Below are 16,074 nucleotides of genomic sequence, written 5' to 3' on the forward strand. Positions count from 1 at the left end.
CTGCGGCGCATCCATGGCCATCGGCATCTCCGGCTGGTGGCCGGCAGCAGCGTGGGCCATGCCAGAATCCATCTCCATCCCCCCCTTGCTCACCGGGGGCGCCGCTTGCTTCTCCTTGGGGAAGAGGCATATCTACTCGGCATCTGTTTTTTTGCCGCGGCGGCAAGGGCGAGTTGCATGTCGACCTTGCCGGGGGGCATGGCGCTTTTCATGGACATCCCCATGTCCTTGCCGTGTGCCTCGCCTTTGACGAGATACATGCCGCAGATACGACAGTTGCCAGGCTCGTGGCTGGTCTCTTCCGGGTGCATCGGGCAGGCGTAGAGGGGTTGTGGCGTTGTCGCCTGGGAGAGGGCGCGCGCCTCTCCCGCTGGCGCGCCCTCTCTGCTCTGCTGCGCCAGGGCGCTGTCAGCCGAAGAGAAGATGAGTGGTAGAGAGAGGAGCGCAAGATGGATTCTGGTTGTTTTCATGCTGGCCCTGCTCTTGGGTTATTTCTTGCGTACATAGACGAAGGGAAATGCCTTGGTCTTGCCCTGCTGGCCTTTGGCCAGATATTCGACGGAGAGTTGGTACTCGCCCTCTTGCTCGAGGCGCACCGCCACCTGCTGATGGGATTTGAAGGGGTGGATGCGGTGGCGGCTCTCCTTCTGCGGCCCTTGCCCCTGGATGATCAGCGCCCCGAGCACCTGCTCGATGAGGTTGCCGTCCTCCTCCTCAGTGAAGGTGATGTTGAACAGGTGGGTTGGCCCCTTCGCGCCGGGTTGATGACGCTCGGGGGAGCTGGCCTGAAAGACATAGAGACCAACGTTGATACCATCTACCGTGTCAGAACCGACCACCCCCCCGAGTGGGACGGCGATATCCTCGATCTGATCCTCTTTGCCGTAGTAGATGGCCCCTTCGTAGAGTCTGGGGTCTTTGTTGGCAGGGGGCGCCTTGCTCTCTTCCGCTCGTACTCCCGCCAGACAACCGAATAACAGGAGAGAGAGAGTGAATAGCCGTATGGGTTTTGCTGACTGCATCTTTATTCCACCAGAACATCGGGTTGTTCAAGACCGACGACGACGACGGTGATGTGATCACCGCGCTTCACCTGTCGGCCCTGATTGTTGATTACCATAAAAGAGCCGTCTGTGTGTTCTAGGTGCTTGGGGGCCAATAGCCCGATGCGGGGAACGCGCAGCACGGGGAGCTTCTCGCCGGTCTTCTGGTTGATCACGTAGGTGTGTTCTGCGCCGGCGGTGATGGCGTCCACTCCGGTGGTGGAGAACCAGACATTGAGCAGCCCGTTGCCCGAGTCCTTGACTTGATGCACCTTCAGCGTGGCATCCGCCGGGAGCTTGGGTTTTTCGATGACCGCCTCAGCCACCTGTGCGGCCGCCGGGTCATAGTCGGGGCCGGCCTCGACCGGGAGGTGGAGGCTGGCCAGCCCGGCCACCATCACCGAGATCTTGCTGCCTGGCTTGATGATGCCCTCCTGGTCCCAGAAGTAGAGCTTGCCGGGGGGGGTCGAGGCCGCCTTCTCCGCCGGGACGGGCGCAACCAGCATCGGCAGCTTGCTGATCTGTATGAGCTGCCTGCTCTGATCATCGACGATCGATGTGGTCATCGGGTGGGCGGGAAACTCCTTTACATCGATCAGACGGTAGCGCACCTCTATCCTGGTACCTTGCAGCCCACGCCCGCCGAGGATGATCTTCTCGACCTCCAGCCGTCCCGAGCTGGGGGCGCGCTGCATGTGTTTGGGGGTGGTGTGCCGGGGTGGGGGTTGGTGCCTGGGGGCTTCGTGGTCGCGGTCTGCCAGGGCGGCAGGTTGGTAGAGAGAGAGTAGGGGGAGGGTCAAAAAAACAGATCGTAGTTGCATATTCAATGCTCCATCGCGATAGCCAGAAGGGGGATGTGTCCCACTGGAATTCGATCTAACACGATTGAAAGCGGGGAGAGCGGCCGAAGCCGCCCTCCCCGTATCGACTGCTATAGATTAGCCGGAGGCGAATCTAGCGACGGCGAGGTGCTGAACCGCGCTGACGGGTCGTCGAAGCGGCTGGTGGTGGTGCGGTGGTGGCGCGAACCAGTACCGCCATGCCGCCAGGATAGGCGCCGTTGTTGGTGACGAAGTAGTCGTTGTGGCTATGCATCGGGTACCACTGCACGTCCAAGTTGTTGTCGTGGGCTGCGGGATCGATCCCATAGACGCCCCAGGCTCCGGCAATCTCATTCAGACCGCTACCCTGGTTGGAGATCATCGAGTTGCTGGCGTAGCCGCCAGTGGTGCGCAGATCCTTGAAGCGGGTGATCATATCGTGGGTCTCGCCAGAGCCGATATGCACGGTGTACTCCTGCTTCTGGTTGGTGGGATCGATTGGGTTGGCGTCCTTACCAACGCGGGTGAAGTGCCAGCCATGGGCGTGCCAGGGCACCTCGGTGTAACCGATGTTGATGAGACGCATCAGCACGTTGTCGTTGTAGTTGGCGTCGACCAGGGCGGCGTAGCTGGTGGCGTTGTTGCTGCCGGTCAGGAAGCCGGAGAGCGGGCCGGAGGCCGGCGGGTTACACCCTTCGAAGTCACCCGTGTCGCTGACCACCAGCGAACGCCCGGTGCCGTTGTTACAGGCGGCGGTTGTTGCGGCAGGGGTGACAGGCAGCAGGGTGTCGGGGAAGGCGCGGCCATTGACCATCCACCAGTTGGCCTTGAAGTCGGTAAAGTTATACTGCTCTTCAGGCTCAAGGGTGCCATTGCTGTCTTTGTCAAAGCGGCGCAGCAGCTCGGCCTCTGCCGGGCTACCGGCGGGCGCGGCGGCCAGCTGGATGAAGTCGCGGCTACGGGTGTCCACATCGGTGAGGACCATCAGATACTCTTTGTCGAAGCGGTCGAGATAGTTGCCGCCGTAGACCGAGTTGAAGGTGGCGCGGCGTGGACGAATGACCATCGCCCCATACATGCCTAGGGTGATATGCTCGGAGGCCTCGACATGGCAGTGCCACATGTAGGTGCCGGGCTTCTGCGCCTTGAAGTAGTAGACGGCGGTGTTCTGTCCGGGGGTGTCGGGAACCTCAAACGCTGTTTCGTTGAAGCCGTCGTTCTGGGTGGTCAGCTCCATGCCATGCAGGTGGATGGTGTGGGGGTCGGCCGGCGCGTAGGGGTTGGCGTTGCCGATGTTGCGCAGGTGGACGAAGACATCGTCACCCTGGGTGACATCAATGATCGGCGCGGGCATGTTGGCGCATCCGGGGACAGCCTGGGTGCCGTCGACATCGTCGCAGAAGCCGCGCATGTAGACCTTCCGGTAGGGGGCGGTCGCCAGCGTGGCGGGAGTGATGCCATAGACGTTGTGGTCGGGCAGGTGGTGGTAGCCATCGGTTGCCGCCAGGTAGAGGTGACGGACCTGCGCCGATGCCTGGCCACTAAAGAGCGGCATCGTCATTGCGAGGCTAAGTGCGAGCATTCGCTTTTTCATTGTTGTTTTCCCCTTTCCTATATGTGTTGCATAAGTAACGAAGTATTGACGCAAGGCCAATAGCGGTGCGGGCGCCGCTGCCAAGATGGATGCTTTAGGTTCCCATCGACCAGCACAGATACCCCAACCTAAGTAAAATTCGAGATCTTTTTGTGGAAACTCTGAGGTCGTTCAATTGGAATCTGTGAACCCGTTCCTGGCAATAATTACTACCCCGTGCGGCGTTCGCGTTTGCGTTTATACCGTAACGGGATGGCATTGACAATTGTCGGAAATTTTTACAATAAATGACGGAGCGGAGCCTGCGATTTGTTTGATTTCTCCTTGCGAAATGGCCTGTATATGGGCTTTTTTTCCCACCGATCGGGACTTGGATTCCTGCTATTTGTGTGGTTGTCCAGCCTAATGGAGGTATTTGCCGTGCCTCGTAGCAAGGTGCCTGAATAAGGATGTTTGTGGTGTCGGTGAAATTTACATAGTTTTTGTATGGTTTTTGGAGGGGTGTTGTAAGTATTTGAAGTCAAGGCAAAAAACAAAATTGGCACGAAGTATGCTCGTGGCCCATCGCTACTTCAATCATGAAAAAAATCAAGCATGGGGATCGAAAAAAATGAGAAAAATCACTAAAATTACTAAACTTACTTTAGCCTTCTGCTCTTTAGCCATGGCGGCCTTCTCCGTTCAGGCCGCGGTTATCCCACTTGATCTGAACGATTTTTATGCTGACCCAACCGTATCCGTGGCGGTTGATGGTGGCTCGGCTCTGATGGAGGAGAATCCAGCTTTCAGCATCACCTTGCTTTCGAACGACCCTCTTATGGGTGATCCTGGTATCGATGTTCCCACTGGTCTGTTGAGCTTGGACTTTGACTTCTCTTTTTCTGAGCCTGCGGGCAATGATGATGAGTTTTATGCATTCGTCTTCAATGGGGACACAGGTGCTCTGATTGATGATTTTTCCGTCAATTGGACGGATGCTGGCAGCGTCAGTTGGGATCTCTCAGGTCTTGATGCAAGCGTGACCCTGCTTGGTATGGAGTTTCAGCTTGTCTCAAACCTTCCGAGTGATGGCGGTCTCGAATCTACAGTCGCTGTCAGCAATGTTCACTTGGTGACCGAGAACGCCTCTGTGCCGGAGCCTGGCAGCTTGACTCTGCTCGGCATCGGTTTGGTGGGTGGTCTGTTTGGCTTCCGTAAAAAGTCCAGCTGAACGGGTCAAGCAGAGTGTTTGACATAGGGGCAAGGCGGCTCAACACTTTGATGTTGAATCTGTCGGAAAAATAACAGCCATTCTACTGGCCTCTGTCTGCGGCTGGGGGTCAGGTGGCATGTGGAAAGTGGGGCCAATCGGCCCCACTTTTCGTGGTTGGTTGGTGCTTGAGGTTCTCACCCTGGAATTGATCGGTTAGTGTATGCCGCTCTGATATCCCAAGGAAAAATAGTCATGTCTTTTGATTTTGCGACACTTTCGGCGTTGCTGGTTTTCGTCGTTATCCTGGTTTTTCTGGTGATGGAGATTCGCTCTACCAGGCGGGAAGTGAAGGAGCAGTTGCGTCAGGTGTCGCAGCACAATGCGCTGTTCCAGCGCAACCAGCAGGCGTGGGAGCTTTGCCAGGCGATCCATGAGCAGTATCCGGATGTCTGTCCCGGTCTCGATTACACCATGTGGGTGGATGAGCAGGGGGCGCATCTTGATCAGTGGCTGGCGGATTCCCCTCGGCCGAAACTGGATCGGATGGTGGAGAAGAAATAGAGGCATTTTTATAGACAGGGAGAAAGCAAAAGAGTCACCTGACATGGAAACAAAGGATTTGCAGTCATCCTCTTTACTTCCGTTTGAATTTACCGGTCGATTCGGAGAGTTTTTTCGTATCTGGATCGTCAATCTGGTGCTGACGATCCTCACCCTGGGCATCTATTCAGCGTGGGCGAAGGTGCGTACCCAGCGTTATTTCTATGCCAATACCCGGCTTGCGGGAGCGACCTTCGACTATCTGGCCGAGCCGATGATGATCCTCAAAGGGCGCCTGATCGCAGTCGGTTTTTTTATCCTCTATCTTGGCCTGACCTTGATCGCACCACCGTTTGATTTGCTTGCCTCGCTGCTGTTTCTGATTGCGATGCCCTGGATCGTCAACAAGGCACTGGCGTTTCGTGCACACAACTCGGCCTATCGCAACATCCGCTTTGGCTTCGAGCAGAACTACTCCAAGGCGATCAAAGTGTTTATCGGCCTGCCGATTCTGCTGCCGCTCAGTCTGGGTCTGCTCTATCCCTTTTTTGATCAGCGGCGCAGCCGTTTCATCCTCGGCCAGAGTCGCTATGGAGCGAGCGCATTTGCGATGGAGGCACCGCTTGGTAGGTTCTATAAAACCTATCTACTGGCCGGACTGCTGTTGCTGGGGGTGTTTTTCCTGGGTGGCGTGCTCAGCAGCCGGTTATTCGAAAGCGTGATGACGATGTCGGCACAGCCAGCCGGTGAGCCGCCGGTCGCGATGCGTGGCAGCCTGCTGGGCCTGCTGCCAATCCTGGTTGGCTCTCTGTTGGTATATGGTTTCATCAAGGCGCGCATCGCCAACCTAATCTGGAACCATACCGACCTTAACGGCCATCGTTTTGAGAGCTATATGCAGGCACGCAAGTTGATTGTGTTGTTGCTGACCAATGCGCTGGCCATCATCCTCTCGCTGGGTCTGCTGATCCCTTGGGCAAAGATCCGCATGGCCCGCTACCGGGCGGAGACGCTGCAGTTTATTCCGCAGGAAGACCTGGATGGTTTTCTCGCCGATCAGGCAGAGCAGGTGGCCGCCACGGGTGAGGGGGTTGGCGATGTGTTTGATGTGGATCTTGGCCTTTGATCACCACCGAGGCGCTCTATTTCGATGGTCGCCAGTCACAGGCACGGCGGGTTCGTGTCTCACTGAATGGCCGTGACCTGTGGATCGAGTATGCCACCGGCGAGTGCTTCTGGCCGACCTCGGAACTGCGTATCACCCCTCAGCTGGGGAGTGCGCCTCAGGGGATCTTTCTGCCCGAGGGCGGCAAACTTGAAGTGGCCAATCATGACTTCATGCTGCAACTGGAGGCGCTGACTGATAGGACAGGGGAGGGGCGCTGGTTGCACCATCTGGAGAGCCGCTACCGCTATGTGATTCTGGCCGTGTCTCTGGCACTTGGGCTTGGTTGGTTGATGATCTCCCAGGGAGTGCCGCTGGCGTCACGTTACCTCGCATTTGCCACGCCGCTCCAGCTTGACCTGATCCTGGGAGAGGAGGTGCTGGCGCTGCTCGACAAGCGTTGGCTGGAACCCTCTAAGCTGCCAGAGACAGAACAGCAGCACTATCGGCAACTGTTTCAGCGGATGGTTCGGGAGGCCGATGCCGCGACGCCGCTGCAGCTGCAGTTCCGAGCTGGCGGCACGGTCGGCGCCAACGCCTTCGCGCTGCCCTCGGGCATCGTGGTGGTGACCGATGAGCTGATTGAGCTGGCACAGGCGGATGCAGAAGTGATGGGGGTGTTTGCCCATGAGATCGGGCATCTGGTGTATCGCCACGGGGTCCGCCATGTGCTGCAGGATTCGCTGCTGGTGCTGCTGACCACTCTATTTGTGGGGGATGCTGCCTCCAGTGGGGCACTGTTGGCGGCACTGCCGGTGCTGCTGGTCGAGAGTCACTACTCTCGCGAGTTCGAGAGCGAGGCGGACCGCTATGCGGTCTTGCTGATGCAGCGCGCCGGGTTGGATCGGCAACACCTGGGTCGGATGCTCCAACGCCTTGGGGAGAGTCATGGGGGGGAGGAGAGTGGAGCGCTGAGCTATCTCTCCACTCACCCGATGACCCAGGAGCGGATCGAGATGATCGCTCATTGGGGGCAGGGAAAGGCTAGTGATGTGACGCATAAGGTCGCTATATCCGCCCATTGATAGCCTCGAATAGTCCGCTTGCGCCATAGTGTGTCAGACTCGAGTGGTATGAAAAGAGTGTTACACCAGATTAAGGAGTGATGAACATGCGCGTGATTCTGTTGGGCGGCCCCGGTGCGGGCAAGGGTACCCAGGCAAACTACATCAAAGAGAAGTACAGCATTCCCCAGATCTCCACTGGTGACATGTTGCGTGCTCACGTTAAACAGGGCACCGACCTGGGCAAGGCGGCGAAGAAGATCATGGATGAGGGTGGTCTGGTCTCTGACGATATCATCATGGGCATGGTGAAAGAGCGCATTGCCCAGGACGATTGCGCCAACGGCTACCTGTTCGATGGATTCCCCCGCACCATTCCCCAGGCAGAAGCGCTGAAAGAGGCTGGTGTGCCGATCGACGCGGTGGTGGAGATCGATGTGCCCGATGAGGAGATCATCAAGCGCATGTCCGGTCGTCGGGTGCATCTCGCCTCCGGTCGCACCTACCACGTCACCTTCAATCCGCCCAAGGTGGAGGGCAAGGATGACGAGACCGGTGAGGATCTGATTCAGCGCGATGATGATCAGGAAGAGACCGTAAAGGCGCGTCTCAAGGTCTACCATGACCAGACCGAGCCGCTGATCGCCTTCTACACCAAAGAGGCAGATGCCGGTAGTTGCAAATACATCAAGATCAACGGTGTTGGCGGGGTGGACGAGATCCGCGACCAGATCTTCAGCGGACTGGGTTGATCTTCACTGAAGAATGCTGAAAAGCCGGGCTAAGCCCGGCTTTTTTATGGCATTCAGTTGAGGGAATTCGGGCAATTTGCTGGATGAACTTATTAGAATATTCTGATAGAATCCGCCAACTTTTTACTAAATTGTTAAGGGGCATGCTGTGGCTGTCGTAGAACTCACCAAGGACACGTTCGAAGAGACCATCACCAATAACGATTTCGTGATCATCGATTTCTGGGCGCCCTGGTGTGGTCCCTGTCGCTCCTTCGCCCCGACCTATGAAAAGGTTGCCGAAGACAATCCGAATATGGTCTTCGCCAAGGTGAATACCGAAGACGAGCAGGAACTGGCGATGCACTTCCAGGTGCGCTCGATCCCGACTCTGATGATCTTCCGTGAGAACATCATCATCTTCTCCCAGGCGGGTGCGTTGCCGGAGTCGGGCTTCCGTGATCTGCTGGACAAGGCCAGTGAACTCGATATGGACGAGGTGCGGGCGCAGATCGAAGCAGAGCAGAAGGGCGGCCAGGGCGCCTGAGCGGTCATTCCGAAAAGACCCCGGCGGTGTTAGGGCCTGTCGGGGTTTTTTTGTGTCCGCAGCAGGGGCAAGTGGCTGTATCATGGCCTCCTGTGTTGAATTGAGAGGTCTGGACCGACGCGATGCGAGCCCCCTGTTACCCGTGGAGTCTAAAGAGCCTGCTGAATGGCAGGCCGAATGTGGGCGCGCTGCTCGATCTGAGTGAGGAGAACTACCGGCTGTTGCTGCGGCTTGCGCCAGAACTTCGGTTGATGCAGGGGCGGGCCCTCTCCTGTCTCGATCATGGTATGGATCTCCATCTGGAGGTGCTCGAACAGACCCCCTACACCAGCTTGCTCCACCTTACCTACTTTTTTCCCCATGCCGGTGGCCACTACCCTGATCCGGACGCCAATCTGCGTGTCTATCACGACTCCAAACAGGTCGATATCGTCGACCTGCGCCAGTCGGCCTTACCCTTGAAAAAGTGGGGCGATAACCCGACCCTGGAGCAGCGTTGGAAGTTGAACCTGTTCCTCTCCAAATGGCTGGCGTTCTGTGTCATCCAGGGGCATGGCTTTGGCGCCGGTGGGCCTGAGTACGCATCCAGCCGAGAGCGTTGGGTGGTCTCCTGATGTGATCTGCTTTGCAGCCCACAAGCCTTCGGGAGCGGTTCCGTTGTTCAATCTAAGCCACCCTTGTAAACTCAATGGTCTCTTCTTCGGCGGAATAGTTTGCACCCCCCCCCAGGCTGGGGACGATGTGCGCCTGTCAGTTGCGTGCAGGCCGATATCAAGCAGTGTGGGCGATACCTCTGAACAGCGAGGAATCAGATGATCAGAGTGTTGTTGGTTGACGATCACGAACTGGTGCGTACCGGCGTCAAGAGTATCTTGACGCAGGTGCCTGACATCAGTGTGGTGGGCGAGGCGGGCAGTGGTGAAGCGGCGATCCAGATGGTGCAGCAGGATCGGCCCGATGTGGTGCTGATGGATGTGAACATGCCTGGCATTGGTGGCATCGAGGCGACTCGCCGACTGCTGAGAATTGCTCCCGATTTGAAGGTGGTGGCGTTGACCATGCTGGATAACGAGCCCTTCCCTGCTCGTCTTAACGAGGTGGGCGCAATGGGTTATCTGACCAAAGGCTGCCCGGCAGATGAGATGATCCAAGCGATCCGCAGCGTGTTCCGTGGTCAGCCCTTTGTCTCCTCCGATGTCGCAAGAAAACATATCCTCACCGATTGGAAGCGCCACTCCGCCACTCCCTTCCAAGGCCTCTCCTCCCGCGAGACCCAGGTGATGCTGATGATCCTGGAGGGGCAACGCAACCAGGAGATCTCCGATGGTCTCAGCCTCAGCCCCAAGACTGTCAGCACCTACCGCCAGCGTATCTATGAGAAGCTCGATGTGCGCAACGATGTGGAGCTGACGCGGCTCGCCTATCGCCACGGCATTCTCAGCGACAAGGTCGACAGTGTTTGATCTGCACTGCCGCCGTTGTGACCGGCTGGCGGCGTTCCTCGATCAGACCCGCCAGGACCACCCTGATTACCACTGTCGTCCGGTGGCGCCGTTTGGTGATCCTGCCGCTCGCCTGCTGCTGGTGGGGCTGGCGCCGGGCATGCATGGGGCGAACGCGAGCGGACGCCCGTTCACCGGAGATCACGCCGGCATCCTGCTCTACCAGACGCTGCACCGCTACGGTTTTGCCAGTCGGGCCGAATCGGTGGCGGCAGATGATGACCTGCAGCTGTTCGACTGCCGCATCACCAACGCGGTGAAGTGCCTGCCACCGCAGAACAAGCCGCAGGGGGTGGAGATTAACAACTGCAACCACTACCTTAGCCAAGAGCTGGCAAGCCTGGAGAAGGGGGCTGTGGTGCTAGCGTTGGGTTGCATTGCCCACAACGCGGTGCTCAAGGCATCCGGGCAGAAGCTGAAGGCGTTTGCCTTCGGTCATGCGGCTGAACACCGCCTGCCGAATGGCCTCCGGCTGCTCGACTCCTACCACTGCAGCCGCTACAACACCCAGACAAAAAGACTCACCACAGCGATGTTCGAGCAGGTGTTTGCACGTGCCAGAGAGCTGCTGCAGACTCTCTGACGATGAGTGAACCGTCGTCTAAAGCTTGTTTCGACGCTAAGGCCTTTCTCAAGACGCTGACCTCCAGGCCCGGGGTCTATCGTATGATCGGCACCGACGACAAGGTGCTCTATGTTGGCAAGGCGAAGAATCTGAAGCGGCGGGTGAGCAGCTACTTCACCCGCGCTCTCAATCTGCGCATCCAGCGCATGGTCGTCCAGATCGAACGCATCGAGGTGACGGTGACCCACACCGAGGCTGAAGCGCTGATCCTGGAGAACAATCTGATCAAGTCGCTCAAGCCGCGCTACAATGTGCTGCTACGGGACGACAAGAGCTACCCCTACATCCATCTCTCCACCGACCAGTCGTTCCCGGCACTCAGTTTCCGACGCGGCTCACGCAAGGGTGGTGGACGCTACTTCGGTCCCTATCCGAGCGCCGGTTCGACCCGCGAGACCTTGCAGCTGTTGCAGAAGCTGTTTCCGGTGCGCCAGTGCGAGGAGGGTTTCTTTCGCAACCGCTCGCGAGCCTGCCTGCAGTATCAGATCAAACGCTGCAGCGCGCCTTGTGTCGGCCTGATCAGCGAGACCGACTACCGCGAGGATGTGCGCCATGCCGAGCTGTTTCTCGATGGTAAGACCAGTACGGTGGTGGATGCGCTGGTGGCGCGCATGGAGGCGGCCTCTGCGGCGCTGGCGTTCGAGCAGGCGGCGCTCTACCGAGATCAGATCAAACTTCTCAACCGGATCCAGGAACGTCAGTATGTCAGCGGCGAACGGGGCGATCTGGATATCGTCGCGGTGGCGCTGCAAGCGGGGACCGCCTGCGTCCAGGTATTCTTTATCCGCGCCGGTCGCAATCTGGGTAACAAGGCCTTCTTTCCCGCAATACCCGCTGGCGCAGAGGCGGGGGCGGTGCTCTCCGCTTTCGTCGCCCAGTACTATCTGGAAAAGGCGGTGCCGGCGGAGATCATCCTCAGTCATGCTGGTGAAGATCAGACCCTGCTGGAGCAGGTGCTCGGCGAACAGGCGGGGCGGCGAGTGCGCATCAGTCATCGGCTGCGCGGTGAGCGGGCACGTTGGCTGCAGATGGCGCTGAACAACGCTGAACTGGCACTGAAGGCGCGGCTCGCCAGCCGCATCGATATGCAGGGGCGGCTCGAGCGACTGCAGCAGGCGCTGGGGCTGGATGAGTCGCCGTCGCGTATGGAGTGCTTTGATATCAGCCATACTCGCGGAGAGAAAACGGTCGCCTCCTGCGTGGTGTTCAATGCCGAAGGCCCGCTCAAATCGGATTACCGCCGCTTCAATATCGATGGCATCACACCCGGCGATGACTATGCGGCGATGCGCCAGGCGCTGGAGCGGCGCTATACCCGCATCAAGAAGGGGGAGGTGGCGTTGCCTGATATCCTCTTCATTGACGGTGGCAAAGGGCAGCTGAGCACGGCGCATGAGATTCTGGTCGAGCTGGGTATCGCTGGACTGACCCTGGTGGGGGTGGCGAAAGGGCCGGACCGCAAGGCGGGCATGGAGCAGCTCTTCTTGTTCGGCGATAGCACGCCAATTATACTGCCGGCGGATTCACCTGCGCTGCACCTGGTGCAGCAGATCCGTGATGAGGCACATCGGTTTGCGATTACGGGTCATCGCCAGCGCCGCGCCCGCAGTCGTAAGACCTCGGTGCTGGAGGCGTTGCCGGGGATCGGTCCAAAGCGCCGTCAGCGGCTGTTGAAGCAGTTTGGTGGATTGCAGGAGCTGACCCGGGCCGGGGTCGAGGATATCGCACGGGTCGATGGGGTTAGCCTGAAGCTGGCGCGACTGATCTATCAGGCCTTTCATGAAGAGAGTTAGTGGGTTCTTATTGTGTGGACCATTCCGAATATCCTGACGCTGTTGAGGATCCTATTGATCCCGGTGTTTGTGTTGATCTTCTACCTGCCGTTCGAGGGGGCCAGGGTGCTCTCTGCGGCGGTGTTTGCTCTGGCCAGTGTCACTGACTGGTTGGATGGCTATCTGGCGCGACGCTGGCAGCAGGTTTCGCCGTTTGGTGCTTTCCTCGACCCGGTTGCAGATAAGCTGATGGTGGCGGCAGCGCTGTTGCTGTTGGTGGAGGCGGAGCCGAGCCCGGCGCTGGCGCTGCCGGCAGCGATCATTGTTGGCCGCGAGATCACCATCTCAGCGCTGCGCGAGTGGATGGCCGAGATCGGCGCACGCGCCCAGGTGGCGGTGTCGATGATCGGTAAGTTCAAGACCGCAGTGCAGATGGTGGCGATCCTGCTGTTAATTATCAAGCAGCCACTGTGGGAGATTCCGGTGTTCACGGTCGGCTTTGTGCTGCTCTATGTTTCAGCTATTCTGACGCTCTGGTCGATGGTGGTCTACCTGCGCGCGGCCTGGCCAAGTCTCTCTGGGCAGTCGGTGGTGGAGGTGTTGCCAAGGGAAGAGTAGAGGGGGATGAATCAGCTGTTTCAGTTGATTGATGCTTGACAGCAACATCCGCGCCGCTACAATACGCTTCGTTCTGACGCAGCGGGAATAGCTCAGTTGGTAGAGCACAACCTTGCCAAGGTTGGGGTCGCGAGTTCGAGTCTCGTTTCCCGCTCCAAATTGTGAAAGAGCCTCGGCAGTACCGGGGCTTTTTTGTTAGATTCACGGCTGCTGCCGCCACTCAGGCAGCGTCCGGAACTGTTTTAGGCTTGGTGGCAGAGTGGTTATGCAGCGGCCTGCAAAGCCGTGGACGCCGGTTCGATTCCGACCCAAGCCTCCATCTAGAATGCGGGAATAGCTCAGTTGGTAGAGCACAACCTTGCCAAGGTTGGGGTCGCGAGTTCGAGTCTCGTTTCCCGCTCCAAATGGCAATCAGCCCCGGACATCCGGGGCTTTTTTGTGCCTGCGGGCCTGGCTTGCCGCTGTCCTGCTTGCGCTAATTGGCCCGGATGATCCGGTAGACGCTGGAGAGATCATAGGGGCGATAGCGCGCAGGCGCTTTGCGATGCTCACCGCCATAGCTGAGCATCAGCGCCGTGTTCCTCTTTATATCTATCCATTCGATAAAGATCGCGCTGTGCTCTACATCGTAATAGGAGTGGTTGATGTAGTAGAGAAAGTCGCCCGGCTCGATCAAGGCGATGGCGGCATAGGGGCCAGACTTTTTACCTTTAAAAATGGTGATGCGCTGGCCGTTTCGGTTGGGGTAACCGGCCCGATTATAGACCGCGTTGGCATAGTCCCAGCAACTTCCCTGAATGATCTCCCGCTTCACCAGTGCCATCTCCTGGCCAATGGAGAGGATCTTGTGAGCAGCGGGGGAGATCGGTTTTCTGTCGCTGATGGGAGGGTAGCAAGGGATTGAGTCGGGGGCAGTGTCGGACTTGCTCCGGCTGTCGCTCCGGAGGGTGGCTTTTGTGGCGTACTCTGGCAGCCAGTGATATATAGGCATGCAATCAGCAGGCAGGCGCCAAGAGATCTTGATGGTGCTTCATCCCTGTAGTCTCTCTGGTCGTGGTGACTGCCCCATGGGGCCTCATGGCTTGCCTGGTGTGGCGAGTGTGACAAATTGGGTGGAGCCTCGTCAGAGGAAAGCTACACGGTATGGCGGCTCAGATGCAATTCCTCTGGGTGGGTGGCGATGTAAATTTCCCTTGACTGTTCGATGCGCTAGAATGCGTCGCTCGTCCATGCCCGGATGGCGAAATTGGTAGACGCAAGAGACTTAAAATCTCTCGGGGGCAACCCCGTGCCGGTTCGATTCCGGCTCCGGGCACCACTATTAACGCCCTCTTCCAGCGAGGGAATCACTGACACTGGCGATCCTATCTCTACGTAAAGAGTTTATGATGAATTAGGGATCGAACCGGGGTTGCCGGATTTCCTGTTAACCAGCTGAGCGTTGGAAAAGAGACATTATCCGAGCTATAAACCGCGCATGAATGTCGTTATCTCGAGAAAGGTTGTTATGCGGCTGATGTTGGGCACGATCTTTGTGCTTGCGTTGCTGCACATTGGGCAGTTGGTTATCTATTTCCTGATCAATGATCCGGATCAGTTTGATTTCATCGAGTTGCTCGATTTCGATTATGAGGGGAATTTACCCTCTTGGTACTCATCTTTTGCGTTGCTGTTTGCCGCAATCCTGCTTGCAGTGATTAGCCGGTATCACTATCTGAAGAAGGAGCGATATCGCCATCATTGGTTTGGGCTTGCGTTGATTTTTCTGTTTCTTTCGCTTGATGAGGGTGCCCAGATTCATGAAGGGATTGGTGATCTTGTCTCTAACATTGTTCCAGCAGAAGGTGTGTTCTATTTTGCTTGGGTAATACCCTATGGAATTGCCGCTATTGTTTTTCTGATCTCCTACCTAAAGTTTCTCTTTTCCCTCCCAAAGCTTCTAAGAATTCAATTTGTTATTTCCGGTGGATTATTTCTGTTGGGTGCGATTGGATTGGAACTGATTGGAGCGAGGGAGGCCGAGGCGCACGGTACAGCGACTATTCTCTATAGTTTTTTGTACACGGTTGAAGAGCTCTGTGAGATGTTAGGGGTTGTGCTGTTTGTCTATGCCCTAACGGGCCTCATAAATAGAAGGCTTGGCGCATTTACTCTCGAGTTTCACGTTAACTGATCTTTTTGTGATTGGTTGTAGAGTTGCAAGTCAGAAACTATTTTTCTGATCCTGTCGTCACTCCAGGACGCAGAAAAAACCCCTCGTTGAAGAGGGGCGATAAACCGGCGGGGGGTGTTAACAGGCCTAGTTCAACTCAATGGTGCCATCAGGTTGGTACTGAATGTAAGCGACATTGGCATTAAGTGTCAGATTGTCACTGTCACTCAGGTAGGCGCGGAGCACTGTATCGCTACCATCGGCTTCACCCTTAGAGCCTGTTCCATCGGTAAATACGATCCAGCCGACATTCCATGTCTCGGAACCGGAACAGGTTGCCCCATCATCTGACGCACAGATGGTGACCGGCAGTCCCCGCTTTACCGATTCTGTTCTGGCATATTGCAGATGTGAAACTAAATTATGGCTTTCTGCCGTTATCTGATTGTTTGCACTCAGCTGATTGTAAGCGGGGACACCAACCAACAGCAGTACCAGGGCGACCGTCAATGTGGTTAACAGCTCAACTAGCGTAAAGCCCTGCATGCCTCTAGTGCTCGTTGACGATTGATAGATACGGTTGTTTTTCATGGCGTTCTCCCTTTTTATCTATTAATTCGAAGTTGCTACACGTCCGGTTACGCTGACTGAAATACTGCGGCTCTTGGCGCGGCCATTGCTCAGAGTGAATACAGCGGCGTCGGCTTCGCTGTAATCGATGGTCGGCGTGACTGCAGGGGTGGAACTAGTCGAGCTGGAACCGCCAGA

General features: G+C 57.2%; 18 protein-coding genes and 4 tRNA genes. 16 read left to right on the plus strand and 6 right to left on the minus strand.

Features of this window, described 5'->3' with window-relative positions; genetic code table 11:
• Positions 1–89 precede the first annotated feature (89 nt).
• The 4 genes from RIFP1SYM_RS12470 to RIFP1SYM_RS12485 form a co-directional block, all read right to left on the minus strand.
• The gene (locus RIFP1SYM_RS12470; protein ID WP_005965253.1) at positions 90–470 is read right to left on the minus strand and encodes a heavy metal-binding domain-containing protein; all 381 of its coding nucleotides are present in this window, start codon (positions 468–470) and stop codon (positions 90–92) included.
• 18 nt (positions 471–488) lie between these two features.
• Positions 489–1,022: a hypothetical protein gene (locus tag RIFP1SYM_RS12475; protein ID WP_005965254.1), complete on the minus strand. Its 534-nt coding sequence runs from the start codon at positions 1,020–1,022 to the stop codon at positions 489–491.
• A 2-nt stretch (positions 1,023–1,024) separates the two neighbouring features.
• Positions 1,025–1,864, minus strand: coding sequence for a thiopurine S-methyltransferase (locus tag RIFP1SYM_RS12480; protein ID WP_138921930.1), 840 nt, complete (start codon positions 1,862–1,864; stop codon positions 1,025–1,027).
• A 133-nt stretch (positions 1,865–1,997) separates the two neighbouring features.
• A complete protein-coding gene (locus RIFP1SYM_RS12485) occupies positions 1,998–3,458 on the minus strand; it encodes a multicopper oxidase domain-containing protein (protein ID WP_240992109.1) in 1,461 nt (486 codons plus the stop codon).
• A 556-nt stretch (positions 3,459–4,014) separates the two neighbouring features.
• Here RIFP1SYM_RS12485 and RIFP1SYM_RS12490 point away from each other — a divergent pair.
• The 14 genes from RIFP1SYM_RS12490 (at position 4,015) to RIFP1SYM_RS12555 (ending at position 13,557) form a co-directional block, all read left to right on the plus strand.
• Positions 4,015–4,668, plus strand: a complete 654-nt coding sequence (locus RIFP1SYM_RS12490; RefSeq protein ID WP_240991741.1) for a PEP-CTERM sorting domain-containing protein — start codon at positions 4,015–4,017, stop codon at positions 4,666–4,668.
• A 234-nt stretch (positions 4,669–4,902) separates the two neighbouring features.
• A complete protein-coding gene (locus tag RIFP1SYM_RS12495) occupies positions 4,903–5,211 on the plus strand; it encodes a hypothetical protein (protein WP_006475692.1) in 309 nt (102 codons plus the stop codon).
• A gap of 43 nt (positions 5,212–5,254) precedes the next feature.
• The gene (locus RIFP1SYM_RS12500) at positions 5,255–6,316 is read left to right on the plus strand and encodes a YjgN family protein (protein ID WP_005965262.1); all 1,062 of its coding nucleotides are present in this window, start codon (positions 5,255–5,257) and stop codon (positions 6,314–6,316) included.
• Positions 6,313–7,380, plus strand: coding sequence for a M48 family metallopeptidase (locus RIFP1SYM_RS12505; RefSeq protein WP_005965264.1), 1,068 nt, complete (start codon positions 6,313–6,315; stop codon positions 7,378–7,380). The genes RIFP1SYM_RS12500 and RIFP1SYM_RS12505 overlap by 4 nt, the downstream gene beginning before the upstream one ends.
• An 86-nt stretch (positions 7,381–7,466) precedes the next feature.
• Positions 7,467–8,111, plus strand: a complete 645-nt coding sequence (gene adk, locus RIFP1SYM_RS12510; protein WP_006475694.1) for an adenylate kinase — start codon at positions 7,467–7,469, stop codon at positions 8,109–8,111.
• 148 nt (positions 8,112–8,259) lie between these two features.
• On the plus strand, positions 8,260–8,637 hold the full coding sequence (gene trxA / locus RIFP1SYM_RS12515) for a thioredoxin (RefSeq protein WP_005965268.1): 378 nt from the start codon (positions 8,260–8,262) through the stop codon (positions 8,635–8,637).
• A 122-nt stretch (positions 8,638–8,759) separates the two neighbouring features.
• On the plus strand, positions 8,760–9,251 hold the full coding sequence (locus RIFP1SYM_RS12520; protein ID WP_005965270.1) for a DUF1249 domain-containing protein: 492 nt from the start codon (positions 8,760–8,762) through the stop codon (positions 9,249–9,251).
• A gap of 198 nt (positions 9,252–9,449) precedes the next feature.
• Complete coding sequence (locus tag RIFP1SYM_RS12525; protein ID WP_005965272.1) at positions 9,450–10,100, plus strand: response regulator; 651 nt, start codon at positions 9,450–9,452, stop codon at positions 10,098–10,100.
• Positions 10,093–10,722 carry a uracil-DNA glycosylase gene (locus RIFP1SYM_RS12530; RefSeq protein ID WP_005965273.1) on the plus strand — a complete coding sequence of 210 codons (630 nt, stop codon included), beginning with the start codon at positions 10,093–10,095 and terminating at the stop codon, positions 10,720–10,722. Before RIFP1SYM_RS12525 ends, RIFP1SYM_RS12530 begins: the two co-directional genes overlap by 8 nt.
• 2 nt (positions 10,723–10,724) lie before the next feature.
• Positions 10,725–12,557 carry an excinuclease ABC subunit UvrC gene (gene uvrC / locus RIFP1SYM_RS12535; RefSeq protein WP_005965275.1) on the plus strand — a complete coding sequence of 611 codons (1,833 nt, stop codon included), beginning with the start codon at positions 10,725–10,727 and terminating at the stop codon, positions 12,555–12,557.
• 12 nt (positions 12,558–12,569) lie between these two features.
• Positions 12,570–13,154 carry a CDP-diacylglycerol--glycerol-3-phosphate 3-phosphatidyltransferase gene (gene pgsA, locus RIFP1SYM_RS12540; RefSeq protein ID WP_005965277.1) on the plus strand — a complete coding sequence of 195 codons (585 nt, stop codon included), beginning with the start codon at positions 12,570–12,572 and terminating at the stop codon, positions 13,152–13,154.
• A gap of 81 nt (positions 13,155–13,235) precedes the next feature.
• Positions 13,236–13,311: transfer RNA gene (locus RIFP1SYM_RS12545), tRNA-Gly, on the plus strand.
• 88 nt (positions 13,312–13,399) lie between these two features.
• Positions 13,400–13,473, plus strand: a tRNA-Cys gene (locus RIFP1SYM_RS12550).
• 8 nt (positions 13,474–13,481) lie between these two features.
• Positions 13,482–13,557 (plus strand) — tRNA-Gly (locus RIFP1SYM_RS12555).
• A gap of 72 nt (positions 13,558–13,629) precedes the next feature.
• Here the strand turns inward: RIFP1SYM_RS12555 and RIFP1SYM_RS12560 are convergent.
• Positions 13,630–14,145 carry a hypothetical protein gene (locus tag RIFP1SYM_RS12560; RefSeq protein ID WP_005965279.1) on the minus strand — a complete coding sequence of 172 codons (516 nt, stop codon included), beginning with the start codon at positions 14,143–14,145 and terminating at the stop codon, positions 13,630–13,632.
• Positions 14,146–14,385: 240 nt separating this feature from the next.
• Between RIFP1SYM_RS12560 and RIFP1SYM_RS12565 the strand changes: the two genes are divergently transcribed.
• A tRNA-Leu gene (locus tag RIFP1SYM_RS12565) sits at positions 14,386–14,472 on the plus strand.
• A 189-nt stretch (positions 14,473–14,661) separates the two neighbouring features.
• Positions 14,662–15,327, plus strand: coding sequence for a peptidase M48 Ste24p (locus RIFP1SYM_RS12570; RefSeq protein ID WP_139042139.1), 666 nt, complete (start codon positions 14,662–14,664; stop codon positions 15,325–15,327).
• A gap of 126 nt (positions 15,328–15,453) precedes the next feature.
• On the opposite strand, the gene RIFP1SYM_RS12575 is transcribed toward RIFP1SYM_RS12570, so the two are convergent.
• The gene (locus tag RIFP1SYM_RS12575; RefSeq protein WP_006475699.1) at positions 15,454–15,897 is read right to left on the minus strand and encodes a GspH/FimT family pseudopilin; all 444 of its coding nucleotides are present in this window, start codon (positions 15,895–15,897) and stop codon (positions 15,454–15,456) included.
• Between the last annotated feature and the right edge of the window lie 177 nt (positions 15,898–16,074).

Source organism: endosymbiont of Riftia pachyptila (vent Ph05) (assembly GCF_000224455.1).
Classification (GTDB): domain Bacteria; phylum Pseudomonadota; class Gammaproteobacteria; order Chromatiales; family Chromatiaceae; genus Endoriftia; species Endoriftia persephonae.